This window comes from Mesorhizobium sp. B2-3-5, from assembly GCF_006442395.1.
Taxonomy (GTDB): domain Bacteria; phylum Pseudomonadota; class Alphaproteobacteria; order Rhizobiales; family Rhizobiaceae; genus Mesorhizobium.
On sequence record NZ_VFVX01000012.1, the window covers coordinates 41,579 to 57,271 of the forward strand.

At 63.9% G+C, this 15,693-nt stretch carries 12 protein-coding genes; 4 read left to right on the plus strand and 8 right to left on the minus strand.

Annotated elements, in window-relative coordinates; genetic code table 11:
* Positions 1–127: 127 nt before the first annotated feature.
* The 3 genes from FJ958_RS15870 to FJ958_RS15880 are packed head-to-tail and all read left to right on the plus strand — an operon-like array spanning position 128 to position 4,726.
* Positions 128–3,058, plus strand: a complete 2,931-nt coding sequence (locus FJ958_RS15870) for a molybdopterin oxidoreductase family protein (RefSeq protein WP_181176404.1) — start codon at positions 128–130, stop codon at positions 3,056–3,058.
* Positions 3,055–3,789 (plus strand): 4Fe-4S dicluster domain-containing protein, encoded by a 735-nt coding sequence (locus tag FJ958_RS15875; protein ID WP_140744155.1) that lies wholly within the window; start codon positions 3,055–3,057, stop codon positions 3,787–3,789. The genes FJ958_RS15870 and FJ958_RS15875 overlap by 4 nt, the downstream gene beginning before the upstream one ends.
* Before the next feature lies 1 nt (position 3,790).
* Positions 3,791–4,726, plus strand: coding sequence for a DmsC/YnfH family molybdoenzyme membrane anchor subunit (locus tag FJ958_RS15880; RefSeq protein WP_140744156.1), 936 nt, complete (start codon positions 3,791–3,793; stop codon positions 4,724–4,726).
* A gap of 2 nt (positions 4,727–4,728) precedes the next feature.
* On the opposite strand, the gene pdeM is transcribed toward FJ958_RS15880, so the two are convergent.
* From pdeM to FJ958_RS15905, 5 genes are all read right to left on the minus strand, one after another.
* Complete coding sequence (pdeM, locus tag FJ958_RS15885) at positions 4,729–5,445, minus strand: ligase-associated DNA damage response endonuclease PdeM (protein ID WP_140744157.1); 717 nt, start codon at positions 5,443–5,445, stop codon at positions 4,729–4,731.
* Positions 5,442–7,976: a ligase-associated DNA damage response DEXH box helicase gene (locus FJ958_RS15890; protein WP_140744158.1), complete on the minus strand. Its 2,535-nt coding sequence runs from the start codon at positions 7,974–7,976 to the stop codon at positions 5,442–5,444. The genes pdeM and FJ958_RS15890 overlap by 4 nt, the downstream gene beginning before the upstream one ends.
* 237 nt (positions 7,977–8,213) lie before the next feature.
* Positions 8,214–9,074 carry an NlpC/P60 family protein gene (locus tag FJ958_RS15895; protein ID WP_246679609.1) on the minus strand — a complete coding sequence of 287 codons (861 nt, stop codon included), beginning with the start codon at positions 9,072–9,074 and terminating at the stop codon, positions 8,214–8,216.
* A gap of 31 nt (positions 9,075–9,105) precedes the next feature.
* Positions 9,106–9,456: a MarR family winged helix-turn-helix transcriptional regulator gene (locus FJ958_RS15900; RefSeq protein ID WP_140744160.1), complete on the minus strand. Its 351-nt coding sequence runs from the start codon at positions 9,454–9,456 to the stop codon at positions 9,106–9,108.
* 77 nt (positions 9,457–9,533) lie between these two features.
* A complete protein-coding gene (locus FJ958_RS15905) occupies positions 9,534–10,898 on the minus strand; it encodes a M17 family metallopeptidase (protein WP_140744161.1) in 1,365 nt (454 codons plus the stop codon).
* A 133-nt stretch (positions 10,899–11,031) separates the two neighbouring features.
* Here FJ958_RS15905 and FJ958_RS15910 point away from each other — a divergent pair, with 133 nt between their 5' ends.
* Positions 11,032–11,853, plus strand: coding sequence for a tetratricopeptide repeat protein (locus tag FJ958_RS15910; protein ID WP_140744255.1), 822 nt, complete (start codon positions 11,032–11,034; stop codon positions 11,851–11,853).
* A gap of 239 nt (positions 11,854–12,092) precedes the next feature.
* Here the strand turns inward: FJ958_RS15910 and FJ958_RS15915 are convergent, their stop codons facing one another.
* From FJ958_RS15915 to FJ958_RS15925, 3 genes are read right to left on the minus strand one after another with little or no spacing between them, the layout of a single operon-like run.
* The gene (locus FJ958_RS15915; protein WP_140744162.1) at positions 12,093–13,109 is read right to left on the minus strand and encodes a type II secretion system F family protein; all 1,017 of its coding nucleotides are present in this window, start codon (positions 13,107–13,109) and stop codon (positions 12,093–12,095) included.
* A gap of 9 nt (positions 13,110–13,118) precedes the next feature.
* Positions 13,119–14,132: a type II secretion system F family protein gene (locus FJ958_RS15920; protein WP_140744163.1), complete on the minus strand. Its 1,014-nt coding sequence runs from the start codon at positions 14,130–14,132 to the stop codon at positions 13,119–13,121.
* Positions 14,133–14,161: 29 nt separating this feature from the next.
* On the minus strand, positions 14,162–15,673 hold the full coding sequence (locus FJ958_RS15925; RefSeq protein WP_140744164.1) for a CpaF family protein: 1,512 nt from the start codon (positions 15,671–15,673) through the stop codon (positions 14,162–14,164).
* Positions 15,674–15,693: the final 20 nt, after the last annotated feature.

Consider the following 15,693-nt stretch of genomic DNA (forward strand, 5'->3'; position numbering starts at 1 on the left):
CCCATTGGGCCCGCGGTATCCGGCGGCGGCTGGCTGGCGATGGCTATCACCCGGAAGAGCATTACATGCGCGGTCCCGGGCCGAAGACGCGGGCCAAGTCCGCGAACCGCGCGGATACGGCCGGATCATGATGCACGGACCGCCGCGCGGCGCGAATTCGGCAGCATCGCAACGCCCGCTTGCCGACACGCGTGCGCCCGATGAAGGCGACGGCGTCGACACCTCGCCAAGCGTTTCCGACCGCATCGCCAAGACGACCTGCTATATGTGCGCCTGCCGCTGCGGCATCGACGTGCACGTCAAGGACGGCAAGGTCCGCTACATCAACGGCAACAAGGACCATCCGGTCAATCGCGGCGTGATCTGCGGCAAGGGCAGTTCCGGCATCATGCAGCACTACAGCCCGGCCCGGCTAAGGAAGCCGCTGCTCCGGAGCGGGCCACGGGGCTCGGGCGAGTTCCGGGAGATCGAGTGGGAAGAAGCCTTTTCGATCGCGACAGAGCGGCTCTCGACCATCCGCCGGACCGACCCGAAGACACTCGCCTTCTTCACCGGGCGCGACCAGTCGCAATCCTTGACCGGCTGGTGGGCGAGCCAGTTCGGCACGCCGAATTTCGCCGCCCATGGCGGTTTCTGTTCGGTCAACATGGCGGCTGGTGGCCTCTACTCGATCGGCGGCTCGTTCTGGGAGTTCGGCGAGCCCGACTGGGACAACACCAAGTACTTCATGCTGTTCGGCGTCGCCGAGGACCATGATTCCAACCCGATCAAGATCGGCCTCGGCAAGCTCAAGGCGCGCGGCGCCAAGGTTGTGTCGATCAATCCATGCCGGACCGGCTACAATGCCATTGCGGACGACTGGATCGGCATCCGGCCCGGCACCGACGGCCTGTTCGTCTTCGCGCTGATCCACGAACTCATGAAAGCCGGGCGCGTCGATCTCGACTATCTCCTGCGCTATACCAACGCCCATATGCTGGTCATCCAGGAGCCTGACGCCGCCGATGACGGGCTGTTCTTGCGCGACGCCGACGGCAATCCGCTGGCCTGGGACAGGGCGGCGAAAACCTCCGTCAAGGCAATCGACCCGGAGGCGAAGCCGGCGCTGACCGGCAGCTTCGAAGTCGACGGCCGCCGCTGCGTGCCGGTGTTCCAGCTGATCGCCGACCGCTACCTCGATGAGCGATATGCGCCGGACGCGGTCGCGGAGCATTGCGGCATTCCCGCCGATACGATCCGCCGGATCGCCGCCGAACTCGCCCATGTCGCCTTCGAGCAGACGATCGAGCTGCCGGTGGCTTGGACCGACTGGGCGGGGCGCCGGCACGAGACGATCAAGGGTCGGCCCGTTTCGATGCACGCCATGCGCGGCATCTCGGCCCATTCCAACGGTTTTCATACCTGCCGCGCCATCCACCTGCTGCAGGTGCTGCTCGGCACCGTGGATGTTCCCGGCGGCTTTCGTTTCAAGCCGCCCTACCCCAAATCGGCGCCGCCGGGCCCGAAGCCCGCCGGCAAGATCGTCGAGCCGATGACGCCGCTCGACGGCATGCCGCTCGGTTTCGTCTGCGGGCCCGATGATCTGCTGGTCGATGAAGCCGGCACGCCGCTGCGCATCGACAAGGCCTATTCCTGGGACGCGCCGCTGGCCGCGCACGGCCTGATGCACACCGTCATCCGCAATGCCTGGGCGGGCGATCCCTACCCGATCGACACGCTGATGATGTACATGTCGAACATGGCCTGGAATTCCTCGATGAATACCGTCGAGACGATTCGCATGCTGACCGACCACGATGGGGCCGGCAACTACAAGATCCCGTTCATCATCTATTCCGACGCCTATTATTCCGAGACCGTGCCGTTCGCCGACCTCGTTCTGCCCGACACCACCTATCTCGAGCGCCACGACTGCATCAGCCTGCTCGACCGGCCCATCAGCCATGCCGACGGGCCGGGCGACGCCATCCGCCATCCCGTCGTCGAGCCCGACCGCGACGTCAGGCCGTTCCAGTCGGTGCTGATCGAGCTCGGCGCGCGGCTCGGTCTGCCGGGCTTCGTCAACGACGACCGATCGGCCAAATATGCGGATTATGCCGACTACATCGTCAACCACGAACGCACGCCGGGCACCGGCCCGCTGGCCGGCTGGCGCGGCAAGGATGGGACCTCGATCGGCAAGGGCGAGGCCAATCCGAACCAGTTGCAGCGCTACATCGACAATGGCGGCTTTTGGCATCACGACTTTGCCGACGACCAGCGCTACTACAAGATGGCGAACCGCTCCTATCTCGATTTCGCGGTGCGGATGGGCTTTATCACCGCGGCGGAGCCGATCATCTTCCAGCTCTATTCCGAACCGCTGCAGCGCTTTCGACTGGCCGCGCGCGGCCATGGGCGGATGCAGCCACCGGAGGCCGAACGCCAGCGCATCGAGACCTACATGGACCCGCTGCCGCTCTGGTACATGCCGTTCGAGGAAGCGGTCGTCGATCTTGAAAAATATCCGCTGCACGCGCTGACGCAGCGGCCCATGCACATGTATCACTCCTGGGGTTCGCAGAATGCATGGCTACGGCAGATCACCAGCCAGAACCGGCTGTTCGTGCATCACCGGACCGGCGCCAGCCTCGGCCTTGTCGATGACGACTGGGTCTGGATCGAGAGCATCAATGGCAAGGTCAAGGGGCAGATCAAGCTGATCGACGGGGTGAACGAAAGCACGGTCTGGACCTGGAACGCCATCGGCAAAAGGCGCGGCAGCTGGGGGCTTAAGGACGATGCCGCCGAGAGCAATCGCGGCTTCCTGCTCAATCACATCATCGGCGACCAGACATCGGCCGACGCCAGTGGCAAATGCTATTCGAACTCGGATCCCGTTACCGGCCAGGCGGCCTGGTTCGACCTGCGCGTACGCATCGTCAAATGCGCGGCGGAGGAAGCCGGTTTCACCGAGCCCCAGTTCGAGCGTTTTCACCAGCCGCCGCATTTCGAGCCTTTGCCCGACAAGCTGAGCTTCGGCGCCGATTTTCGCCGGGCAAGAGAGGCTGCGGAATGACTTGCCTTCCCACCCACACCGACAAAAAGCTCGGCTTGGTTATCGATCTTGACACCTGTGTCGGCTGCCAGGCCTGCGTCACCGCCTGCAAGGAATGGAATACCGGCGGGCATATGGCGCCGCTGACCGACATCGACCCTTATGGCGGCCATGTCGACGGCGTCTGGTTCAACCGCGTGCATAGCTACGAGCACACCACCGAAATGGGCGGGCGCACGGTGAACTTCCCGCGCTCCTGCCTGCATTGCGAGACGCCGGCCTGCGTCACTGTCTGTCCGACCGGCGCCTCCTACAAGCGGGCCTCGGACGGCATCGTGCTGGTCGACGAAGACAAGTGCATCGGCTGCAAACTGTGCAGCTGGGCTTGCCCCTATGGTGCGCGCGAATTCGACACCGATGTCGGCGTCATGAAGAAATGCACGCTCTGTGTCGACCGCATCTACAACGACAATCTGGCCGAGCAGGACCGCGTGCCGGCCTGCGTCGCCGCCTGCCCGACCAGCGCCCGGCATTTCGGCGATCTCGGCGATCCCCAGTCGGCGGTTTCGCAACTGGTGGCAGAGCGCGGCGGCGTCGACCTGATGCCGGAGATGGGCTATCACCCCACCAACAAATATCTGCCGCCGCGCGCCCACACACAGCGCGCCGCATCGGTGCCCGCTCCCGCGCTGGAGCCGGTGCGGGCCGAAGGCGGCTTCCTGGGCTGGGTCGACCGCATGCTTTCGAACTGACATGCATCCCGCCTTCTCGGTCGTTTTCTTCACCACCGCCACCGGCGCCGGCTACGGCCTGCTCGCGCTGCTTGGCGTGCTGGCGCCGCTTGGGTTCATTCCGCACGATTTCTGGCTGGGCTTCATCGGCATGGGACTGGCGCTCGGCCTGATTGTTGCCGGCCTGCTGTCGTCGACGGGCCATCTCGGCCGGCCCGAGCGGGCCTGGCGGGCGTTCTCGCAATGGCGCAGCTCCTGGCTGTCGCGTGAAGGTGTTGCCTCGGTGGCCACCTTCATCCCGGCAGGACTGTTCGGCATCGGCTGGGTCATTCTTGGCCGCCTCGACGGCTGGGTGGCGGCCGCCGGGCTTCTGGCCGCCATTGGCGCCATCGTCACAGTCTGTATGACAGGCATGATCTATGCCTCGTTGAAGCCCATCGCCCAGTGGCACAGCCCCTACACCTTGCCCGGTTACCTCATCTTCTCGGCGATGAGCGGCAGCGTGCTTCTGAACGCGGTGCTGCAAGGCTTTGCCCTGGGCTCGAACATCTTTCTGGCATTTTCCGTGCCGCTCGTCCTGCTTGGCTGGATCTGGAAACTGGCAACCTGGCGTTACAACGACCGGCTGGAAACCGCGACCACCGCCAACACCGCAACCGGGCTTGCCGGCGGCACGGTGCGGACACTGGAATGGCCGCACACCGAAGAAAACTACCTGCTCAAGGAAATGGGCTTTCGCATCGCGCGCAAGCACAGCGCGAAGCTGCGCCGGATCACGCAGGCGCTGGCCTTCGCTTTACCCATCCTGTTGCTGGTTGCCGCCTTCGCCTTTCCGTGGCCCTTGGCGGCGGTGCTTTCGGCGCTCGCCGCCGTTGCTCAATTCGCCGGCATGCTGGTCGAGCGCTGGCTGTTCTTCGCCGAAGCCAAGCACACGGTAACCTTGTACTACGGACGCTGAGCTCAGCCGGGGTGCAACATCGAGCCGGAGATGGCGAAGATGCGGTCGGTGCCAAGCATATAGGCCATCAGCGATTCCAGGCGGAACAGCCCGGCATAGGCGCGGTCGAGGACGTTGAGCGAACCGGTATAGGCGCCGAAGGCCGGCATGATCATGCGGCCGCCATCGCCGGCGAAGCAGCGCCTGCGCACCGAGCGCCCGCGCTGTACGATGCGGGCGCAAGGGTGGAGATGGCCCGCGATCTCGCCCTCGACGCGCACCTTCGACGGTTCGTGCCGAAACAGCAGCGCGCCGATGGCAAGTTCCCGCACGGTTTCGCCGGGCAGGTCGGCCGGCGCTTCCGGGTCGTGATTGCCGGCGACCCAGAACCATTGGCGACCGGCCATCAGCGCTTCCAGCCGCTCGCGGAAGCTGGCATGCATGCGCCCGGCGCCGCCGCCATCGTGAAAGGAGTCGCCCAGGCTGATGACGATCGACGGCTGATAGTCTGATATCACCGCCTGCAGCCGCAGCAAGGTCGCACCGGTGTCGTAGGGCGGGATCAGCGTACCGCGCCTTGCCAGAGACGACCCCTTTTCCAGATGCAGGTCGGAGACCGCGAGCAGTTTGAGTTCCGGGAAGTAGAGCACGCCGCGCGGATCGCAGACCGCACGCTCGCCGGCGATGCCGACAAGGTCGGCCTCGGCAATCAGCGATGCACGCGCCAGCGAAAAATTCATGCCTCACTCATTCCCGGTCCGATGGCCTCCTCGACCAGTGTCGCCGCATCCATCAAAAGTGTTTCATCGGCTTCGCCATTTACCGGCATCTTGCCGATCTCGAGCATGATCGGCACCGCGAGCGGCGAAATCTGCTCCAGATTCTTATGCATGATTCGACCCTGGATGCGCGAGAGCATGTCCGCAAGTCTGCTGACATCGAGCAAACCGGCCGCCGCGTCGGCGCGCGTTGCCTGAAGCAGGATGTGGTCGGGCTCGTGGCTGCGCAGCACGTCATAGATCAGGTCGGTGGAGACGGTGACCTGGCGACCGCTCTTCTCCTGGCCCGGATGCCGTTTTTCGATCAGCCCTGAAATCAGGGCGCAATTGCGGAAGGTGCGTTTGAGAAGCCAGCTGTCGGCGAGCCAGGCCTCCAGATCGTCGCCCAGCATGTCCTGGTCGAACAGCGCGCCGAGAGACGGCTTGCGGGCTTTGAACATCGCGCCCATGTCGCCCAGCGACCATATTGCCAACGCATAGTCGGTGGCCACAAAGCCCAGCGGCCTGGCACCCGCCCGGTCGAGCCGACGGGTGAGCAGCATGCCGAGCGTCTGGTGGGCGAGCCTGCCCTCGAACGGGTAGGCGACCAGATAGTAGCGGTTGCCACGCGGAAAAGTCTCGATCAGCAGGTCGCCGCGTTTGGGCAGCACCGATTTCTCTGCCTGGTATCTCAGCCAATCGGCTACCTGTTCAGGCAGTTGCTTCCAACGCTGCGGGTCGTCCAGCATGATGCGGACCTGCTCGGCAAGGTATGTCGAAAGTGGAAACTTGCCGCCCCCATAATAGGGCACCTTGGCATCACTGCCAGGCGCGTTGGACACGAAGCATTCGCTTTCGCGGATGCCCTCGAAACGCAGAATTTTGCCGGCAAACATAAAAGTATCGCCATGGGTCAGGGTTTCGAGGAAAGCCTCCTCGATCTTGCCCAGAACCCGGCCGCCGCGCGACGCCGAACCCTTGCTGCCGGCCTGGACATACCGCACGTTGAGCGCCGGCACCTCGATGATGGTGCCGACATTCAGCCTGTATTGCTGGGCGACGCGCGGATTGGATACCCGCCATAGTCCCTCCTTGTTCAGACGGATGCGGGCGTAGCGCTCGTAGTTCTTCAAAGCATAGCCGCCGGTGGCGACGAAATCGATGACGCGGTCGAATGTCTGGCGATCAAGATCGGCGTAAGGCGCGGCAGTCCGGATCTCCTCGAACAGCGCATCGGCACTGAACGGTGCGCCACAGGCACAGCCCAACACATGCTGTGCCAGCACATCGAGCCCACCATTGACCAGCGGCGGCGTGTCCTGCGCGCCAAGATAGTTGGCGTCCAGCGCCGCCCGGCACTCCAGCACCTCGAAGCGATTGGCAGGGATGAGGATTGCCTTCGACGGTTCGTCCATGCGGTGATTGGCGCGGCCGATGCGCTGCGCCAACCGGCTTGCTCCTTTCGGCGCTCCGACATGCACGACCAGGTCGACATCGCCCCAGTCGATGCCAAGGTCGAGCGTGGAGGTGGCGACGATGGCGCGCAACGCATTGTCGCCCATTGCCTTTTCGACGCGCCGGCGCTGCGCGACATCGAGCGAGCCGTGGTGGAGCGCGATCGGCAACGTGTCTTCGTTGACGCGCCACAATTCCTGGAATAGCAGCTCCGCTTGGCTGCGCGTGTTGACGAATAGCAAGGTCGTCTTGTGGCGCTTGATTTCGCGGTAGATTTCCGGCGTCGCATAACGAGCCGAATGTCCGGCCCAGGGCACGTGCTCTTCCGAATCGAGGATCGATATTTCGGGCTTCGCACCGCCGGTGACGACGATCAATTCGGCCATTTCGCTGGGTGGGTTCTGGCTGACCAGCCAGCGCCGTAACTCATCCGGTTCGGCGACCGTCGCCGACAGGCCGATCGTCTGCAGGCCAGGAACAAAGCTGCGCAGTCGCGCCAGGCCGAGTGCCAGGAGATGGCCGCGCTTGGAGGTCACCAGCGAATGCAGTTCGTCGAGCACGACATAGCGCAGATCCTCGAAGAACCGCCTGGCATCGGGAGCCGCGATCAGCAGCGCCAGTTGCTCTGGCGTGGTGAGCAGGATGTCGGGCGGCACGAGTTTCTGCCGCTGGCGCTTGTGCGAAGGCGTGTCGCCGGTGCGCGTCTCGATAGTGACGGGCAGCCCGATCTCTTCCACCGGCTTGCCGAGATTGCGCTCAATGTCGACGGCCAGCGCCTTCAGCGGCGAAATGTAGAGCGTATGGATGCCGCGATGCGCGTGCCCTGGTTTTCGCCTTAGCCTGACGGCCAGTTCGGTCAGCGACGGCAGGAAGCCTGCCAGCGTCTTGCCGGCGCCGGTCGGGGCGATCAGCAGCACCGACTGTCCGCTCTGAGCCTTCGCCAGGAGTTCGATCTGATGGGCGCGCGGCGACCAGCCCTTCTCACCGAACCATTTTACGAATGGCTCGGGCAGGGCAATGGCGGCATTCTGGTCAGCAAGGCGCGGCTGCTCTGTCACGTGCCAGAGGTAGCGCGCGCGCGCGCGATCGCCAAGCAGAATCGGAACAAAAGGGGATCGCGCTATCTACTTCGCCATAAGAGATTGGCGAAATCTCGGGGGAAAGCGCCCTCGCCCCGTTTACGGAGAGAGGATGCCAGCAGGCAGGTGAGGGGCAGCGCCAACGGGTCCGAGGTTCGCGCTGCCCGCCCTTCGGGCACCTTCTCCCCGTACAGTGACGGGGAGAAGGAAGAAACCCTACGGCCGGCGAAACCCTGTCGGGCCGCCATAGAGATAGCCGATGCGGCCGATGGCATCCTTCAATCCTTCGCGCGAGACCAGCATGGTGTGGCCGTTGGCGTGGATCATGGTCTCGGCGTCGGTCATGATGGCAACATGGCCTTTCCAGAAGACGAGGTCGCCCCGGCGCAATCCGGCATGCTCCGGGCCCGGATCGAGCGGCTCGCCGATGCTTGCCGCCTGCATGTCGGAATCACGCAGCACGTCCCTGCCGGTCATGCGCATCGCCAATTGCACGAGACCCGAACAGTCTATGCCGAAGCCGGAAACGCCGCCCCAGAGATAGGGCGTGCCGAGAAATGTCTCGGCGACCGAAACATAGTCAGAGACAACTTCGCTGATTGGCCGCAGGTGGCCCGCGATGATCGTCTCGCCGGAGGGCAGGACGGCATAGTGCGTGCCGCGCGTTTCAGCGGTGTCCGTCACCGCCACCCTCGATCCCATCGACAATTGGCCCGCGACCGGAAAGCGCAGGTCCGGACCCGGATAAAGGAAGGTGCGGGGTACCGAGACGATATGGGTGGGGGCATGGTCGCGTCCGCCCAGCATAGCGTCGGCGACATAGCCGACATAACCGTCTCGCTCGGCCTGGACCCAGGCCCAGCCTGCGGCATCCTCAAAAACCAGGACATCGTCGCCGAACAAGGCCTGCGTGTTGACGCCCGAATCCGACTTCGGCGCCTTGCGGATATCGGCCGCCGGGACCGAAATCCGCGCCGGCCGGCCGGCGACGAAGCGCTCGGCAACGACCTCTCCTTTCAACCTCGCGTCGGCGAGATCGGTGCGGAAGGCATGAAGGCGTGGATCGTGAGCGGTCAAAATCGGCAACCCTGTTGTAACGGCAATACAGTCAGATCGGCAGTTCGTGGGCTCTGGCGATGATACCATCGCCGAAGCGCTCGACAAAGAGCGCGCCCTCGACCGTGCGCTTGATCAGCACATTGCGCTTGTCGAGTTCGTCGCGATGGCGTGACACCAGCTTCAGCGCACCCATCGTGTCGAGCGCGCGCGTGATGACCGGCTTGGTCACATTGAGGCGAGCGGCGAGCCCGCGCACCGTGTGCGGCGGCGGATCGAGATAGATGGTGAACAGGATCGCCGTCTGGCGCATGGTCAGATCGGGCGCGTCTTCGCGCACCTGCGACAGCATCACCTGCTGCCACAGTCGCAAGGCCTGGCTGGGGCGCATCGCAATCGACATCCGCCCAGCATGACAGCAAATTGTTTCGGTTCCGTTTCAGTTTCAGCAATTTGCCGGCTCTGCTTGCGGCCGTCACATCAGCCAAACCGTGCCGAGATGATCCGCTCCAGGGCCCGAATGCCTTGGGCCTCTCCACCAGCAGGACCGTGGGGGCGGTCGGCAGGGTTCCAGGCGAAGATGTCGAAATGCGCCCAGCTCGCCGTCTTCTCGACAAAGCGCTTGAGGAACAGTGCCGCCGTGATCGAACCGGCGAAACCGTCCGTGGTGACATTGCTGATGTCGGCGATCTTCGATGACAGCTTCGCATCGTAAGGCCGCCATAGCGGCATGCGCCACAACGGATCCTCGACCGCCAGCGACGCCGCCGCGAGTTCCGAGGCCAGCGCCTCGTCACCGGTATAGAAGGGCGGCAGGTCGGGGCCGAGCGCGACACGGGCGGCTCCAGTCAGCGTCGCCATGTCGACCAGGAGCTGCGGCTCTTCGTCGTCGGCGAGCGCCAGCGCGTCCCCCAGCACGAGCCTCCCTTCCGCGTCGGTGTTGCCGATCTCGACCGTGATGCCCTTGCGGCTCGCCAGCACGTCGCCCGGCCTGAAGGCATTGCCGGCGATCGAATTCTCGACCGCGGGGATCAGCACCCGAAGCCGCACGTTCAGCCCGGCAGCCATGATCATCGAGGCCAGACCAAGAACATTGGCGGCGCCGCCCATGTCCTTCTTCATCAACAGCATGCCGGAGGACGGCTTGATATCGAGGCCGCCGGTGTCGAAACAGACGCCTTTACCAACCAGCGTCACCTTCGGCGCGCCCTGTTGCCCCCATGTCATGTCGATCAGACGCGGCACGCCGGTCGAGGCGCGGCCGACGGCATGGATCATCGGGAAATTCCGTGCAAGCAGGTCGTCGCCCTTGACAACGGAGACTTCGGCCTTGTGGGTCCCGGCCAGGGTCCGCACCGCCTTTTCCAAATCATCCGGTCCCATGTCGCTGGTCGGCGTGTTGACCAAGTCGCGCGTCAGGAAGACGCCGTCGGCGATGCGGCGCACACGAGCCGCGTCGACACCGGCCGGCACGTCAAAGCGCAGCGCCTTGCCCGGTTTCTTGCCGTAGCGGGTAAAAATATAACCGCCGAGCGCCAACGCGAGCGCCGCGAGTTCCGGCTCGGCGGGCGCCGAGGCGAAATGCCAGTCCCCCTCCGGCAGGGTCTTCGACAGCGCGCCGAGAGCGAGCGCGCCCTCTCCATCGCCAACACCGAACAAGGCGCCGGCAAGCGCGCCGTTTTCGCCGGGCACGGCCAGCGTCCTGCCTGCTTCACCCGAAAATCCATTGGCCCTGGCCCAGGCGATCGCGGATGGCGCAAGGCCGGCGGCCTCCAGGCCCTCACCGGCGACCAGGTGCACCGGCAACGCGCCATCCAGTTTCTTTTCGACGAGTTCAACAGGCATTCGATGTTCTCCATGCCGAGCCCAGGCCCCGAGTCGGCGTTTCTTAACTCTCCGTTAGGGTTAACAGAATATTTCTGCGGGAGGGAAGATGGCCGCGTAACGGCCACGCGTATGAATGGAGGCTTAGGTGCCGATGCCGACCAACCGCACAGTGAATGCAAGGGGAAAACGGCTTGTCGCCACGGCCCTCATGCTGGCGCTCGCGGCGGGCGTCGCCGGTTGCGGAACCAGCAGGCTCACGACTGGCTCGATCACCCGCACCAGCGGCAAGCCGCTGGAGTCCATGTCGGCTGGAGAATTGCATAATGCCACCGCCGCGCTTGGCCAGTCCTACGCCAGGAACCCCAACGACAAGCATATAGCGACCAGCTTCGCGGCCGCGCTGCAGATGGACGGCGATGCCGACCAGTCGCTTGCCGTGATGCGCAAGCTGGCGATCGCCTATCCGAAGGACCGCGACGTGCTCGCCGCCTATGGCAAGGCGCTCGCCGCCAATGGTCAGTTCGAGGCGGCACTCGATGCCGTGCGTCGCGCACAGACGCCCGAATATCCCGACTGGAAGCTGGTGTCGGCGGAGGCGGCCATCCTCGATCAGATCGGCCAGAAGGACGAAGCGCGCCAGCTTTACCGCAAGGCCCTCGAACTCAAGCCGAATGAGCCTTCGGTTCTCTCCAATCTCGGCATGTCCTACGTGCTGGAAGGGGATCTGCGCACCGCCGAGACCTATATGCGTTCGGCCGCCCAGCAGCCTAATGCCGACAGCCGCGTGCGCCAGAACCTGGCGTTGGTCGTGGGCCTGCAAGGCCGTTTCGACGAAGCCGAGAAGATCGCCTCGCAGGAACTCTCGCCCGAACAGGCGCAGGCCAATGTCGCCTATCTCAGGCAGATGCTGGCCCAGCAGAATGCCTGGAGCCAGCTCAAGGATCAGGACAAGGCGAAAGCCGCGACCAACTAAGAGCGGTTCAGCGTTTGATGGAATCGTTGACCCGGTCTGACTCTTTGCTTTTACGCAATCCCGGATGGAAAAAACCGCTACGCACTTTTCGTTTTCACGGAAACGCCAAGCCGCCGATCCCTTCTACCTTGCGCAAACTCCGTTGCGACACCTGCAGGCATGCGGCGTCCAATCACCGAACCGTGCCAGACAAGAAGGCCGCGCTGCACGCCGCGCGGTTTCTTGTCTGAATGGATACGTCACGGGCTACTGGACTTGTGCTGATCGCCGAAGATGCCGCGCTGGCTGACCTGGATGCCGGCAGGGCCAAGGATGATGGCGAAAAGCACCGGCAGGAAGAACAGGATCATCGGCACGGTGAGCTTGGGCGGCAAGGCCGCGGCCTTTTTCTCGGCGGCGTGCATGCGCATGTCGCGGCTTTCAGCGGCAAGTACGCGCAGCGCGTGCGCCACCGGCGTGCCGTAGCGCTCGGCCTGGACGAGCGCCTGCGACACAGACTTGACCGATTCCAGGCCGGTCCGGCTTGCGAGATTCTCGTAGGCCTGCTTGCGTTCCTGCAGATAGGAAAGCTCGGCGTTGGTCAGGATGAACTCTTCCGCCAGCGGCACCGACTGAGCGCCGATCTCGTCGGCCACCTTGCGCAGCGCTGCTTCCACCGACATGCCTGATTCCACGCAGATCAACATAAGGTCGAGCGCATCAGGCCATGCCAACTGGATCGACTGCTTGCGCTTGGTGGCGCGGTTGTTGACGTAGAGCACTGGTGTGTAGAAGCCGCCATAGGCAACGAGCACGCAGACGAACAGCCGGACGACCAATGGCTTGTCCGGCAATCCTCCGAGTATGAACATGTAGACCAGAGCCAACGCGAAGCCGACGAAAGGGAGCACGAGACGGAAGAAAAGAAACCGCGTCAGCGGATTCTGCCCACGAAAGCCGGCGACCTTGAGCTTCTGCAAGGTGCTTTCGTCTGCCAAAGCGCGCCGCAGATCGAGCCGGTCGACAATGTTGCGCATGCCGATCGACTGTTGCTCGCGCAGGCCCTTGCGGCGGCGATCGGCCTCGCTCGCAAGCCGCGCGCGCTGTTTGGCGCGAAGCTCATCGCGCTCCAGCGCCACCGATTTCATGCGCGCCTTGAGCTGGTTTCCGCCCAGGGCCGGCAGCAGCGTAAACACGGTCGCGAACACGGCGATGCCGACCAGCAGCGCGATCAGAAGGCTGGGATCCGTCAGTGACTTGACGACTTGTTCGCTCATGCCGCGGCCCTAGACTTCAAAGTTCATCATCTTGCGCATCACGAAGATGCCAATCGACATCCAGACGCCGGAAACGCCGAGGATCAGATTGCCAATGCTGGTGTTGAACAGCGGCATCAGATAGTTGGGGCTGGAGAGATAGACGAGAAAGGAGACGATGAAAGGCAGTGCGCCGATGATCGCGGCGGAAGCCTTCGCCTCCATGGACAGCGCCTGGACCTTGGCCTTCATTTTCTTGCGATCGCGCAGCACGCGCGAAAGATTGCCCAGCGCTTCGGAGAGATTGCCGCCGGCCTGTGACTGGATCTGGATGACGATGCCGAAGAAACCCGCCTCGGTGCAGGGCATGGTTTCGGGCATGCGCAAGGTCGCATCGGGGATCGACAGGCCCATCTGCTGTGAATCGACGATACGGCGAAACTCTGCCTTCACAGGCTCGGGGGATTCGTTGGCGATCAGGCGTATGGCATCGTTCAGCGGCAGGCCCGACTTGACCGCGCGCACGATGATGTCGAGCGCGTTCGGAAATTCGTTGAGGAATGCCTTGACCCGGCGCGCACGGCGAAACGAGACGAACCAACGTGGCAGGCCGAACGCACCGGCCACCAGCACACCGGGCAGGACCAGCAGCGGCGCTCCAAGCGTGAAAGCGACAATGGTCAGCGCGAGGCCGCATATCACGGAATAGATATAGAAACGCTCGACCGTAACCTTCATCCCGGCCTGCCGAATCTGCACCTTGAGCGGCGGCTTCTTGACGGCGTTGTCCTTGAATTTTTGCTTCTCGTCGAGCTCCTTCAGCGAATCCTGCACGGATTTACGGCGCTTGGCCGCATCCGTCGCGCGGTCGCGCGTGGCCTTGACGATGGAGCGGTCGGTCTCGGCGGCCTTGATCGTTTCCAGCCGCTTGCCGGCCTGTTTCTCGTTGCTGATCCGGGTGAACAGGAATGCATAGGCGACCGCGCCGGCGCTGAAGCCGGCGAGCACGACAAACGCCAATACGGTGCCGTCAATTCCAAACATCGACCAGAACCTTCACGCCTGCGGATGCGTCAGTCAGCACGTTTCTCCATGGCCTCGAGCGCATTGGCGAGACGCTGCTCCTCGCCGTAGTATCGCGCCCGATCCCAGAAATGCGGGCGGCCGATGCCGGTCGAGACGTGCTCGCCCAGCAGCCTGCCGTTGGCGTCCTCGCCCTTGATGTTGTAGAGAACGATGTCCTGGGTGATGATGACGTCGCCTTCCATGCCGATCACTTCGGTGATGTGGGTGATGCGCCGCGACCCATCGCGCAGACGCGCCGCCTGGATGATCACGTCGATCGAGCCGACGACGATTTCGCGCACGGTTTTCTGCGGCAGCGAATAACCCCCCATGGCGATCATGGATTCGATACGGTTCAGGCATTCGCGCGGGCTGTTCGAGTGGATCGTTCCCATCGAGCCGTCATGACCGGTGTTCATGGCCTGCAGCAGGTCGAACACTTCGGGTCCGCGCACTTCGCCGACGATGATGCGCTCCGGCCGCATGCGCAGGCAGTTCTTGACCAGGTCGCGCATCGTCACCTCGCCCTCGCCTTCGAGGTTGGGCGGACGGGTTTCCAGGCGCACGACATGCGGCTGCTGGAGTTGCAGTTCGGCCGAGTCCTCGCAGGTGATGACGCGCTCCTCGCGGTCGATGTAGTTGGTCAGGCAGTTGAGCAGCGTCGTTTTGCCGGAGCCCGTGCCGCCCGAGATGACGATATTGCAGCGGACGCGGCCGATGATCTTGAGAACTTCCGCGCCTTGCGGCGAAATGGCACCGAACTTCACCAGCTGATCGAGCGTCAGCTTGTCTTTCTTGAATTTGCGGATTGTGAGCGCGGTGCCATCGATGGCAAGCGGCGGTGCGATGACATTGACACGAGAGCCGTCGGGAAGACGGGCGTCGCAGATCGGGCTGGATTCATCGACACGGCGGCCGACCTGGCTGACGATGCGCTGGCAGATGTTGAGAAGCTGCTGATTGTCGCGAAAGCGGATGGTGGTCTGTTCGACCTTGCCGTTGACTTCGATGTAGACGTTCTTGGAACCGTTGACCATGATGTCGGCGATGTCGTCGCGGGCGAGCAGCGGCTCGAGCGGCCCATAGCCAAGCACGTCGTTGCAGATGTCCTCGAGCAGTTCCTCCTGCTCGGCGATCGACATCGCGAAATTCTTGATCGCGATGATGTCGTTGACGATGTCGCGGATTTCCTCACGCGCGCTTTCGGGGTCGAGCTTGGCGAGCTGCGACAGGTCGATCGTGTCGATGAGGGCCGAGAAAACCTGGCTCTTGGTGTCGTAGTAGGTTTCGCTCTTTTCGCGCGGGCCTCGCTTCTGCTCTGGCGCGATGGGCGGCGCGTCGACCGCGCGGCGGGCCGGCGGCGCGACAGGGGCGCTCGGCGGAGGCGGCGCCGCGGGCCGGGCAAGCACCGCCGTGTCCGCCGAACCCGCGGCCGCCGGCGGCGTGACGGGCGCCGGTGCTGGCTGGCGGAATTCCGGCTTGAACCGGTTGCCGTCGTCGTTGCCTCTTTTACCAAACATGATCGACTACCGGTCCCAAA

Coding starts and splice junctions, on each gene's coding strand:
- FJ958_RS15870 (WP_181176404.1), top strand. CDS start 128: ATGATGCACGGACCGCCGCGCGGCGCGAATTCGGCAGCATCGCAACGC.
- FJ958_RS15875 (WP_140744155.1), top strand. CDS start 3,055: ATGACTTGCCTTCCCACCCACACCGACAAAAAGCTCGGCTTGGTTATC.
- FJ958_RS15880 (WP_140744156.1), top strand. CDS start 3,791: ATGCATCCCGCCTTCTCGGTCGTTTTCTTCACCACCGCCACCGGCGCC.
- pdeM (WP_140744157.1), bottom strand. CDS start 5,445: ATGAATTTTTCGCTGGCGCGTGCATCGCTGATTGCCGAGGCCGACCTT.
- FJ958_RS15900 (WP_140744160.1), bottom strand. CDS start 9,456: ATGTCGATTGCGATGCGCCCCAGCCAGGCCTTGCGACTGTGGCAGCAG.
- FJ958_RS15905 (WP_140744161.1), bottom strand. CDS start 10,898: ATGCCTGTTGAACTCGTCGAAAAGAAACTGGATGGCGCGTTGCCGGTG.
- FJ958_RS15910 (WP_140744255.1), top strand. CDS start 11,032: ATGCCGACCAACCGCACAGTGAATGCAAGGGGAAAACGGCTTGTCGCC.
- FJ958_RS15915 (WP_140744162.1), bottom strand. CDS start 13,109: ATGAGCGAACAAGTCGTCAAGTCACTGACGGATCCCAGCCTTCTGATC.
- FJ958_RS15920 (WP_140744163.1), bottom strand. CDS start 14,132: ATGTTTGGAATTGACGGCACCGTATTGGCGTTTGTCGTGCTCGCCGGC.
- FJ958_RS15925 (WP_140744164.1), bottom strand. CDS start 15,673: ATGTTTGGTAAAAGAGGCAACGACGACGGCAACCGGTTCAAGCCGGAA.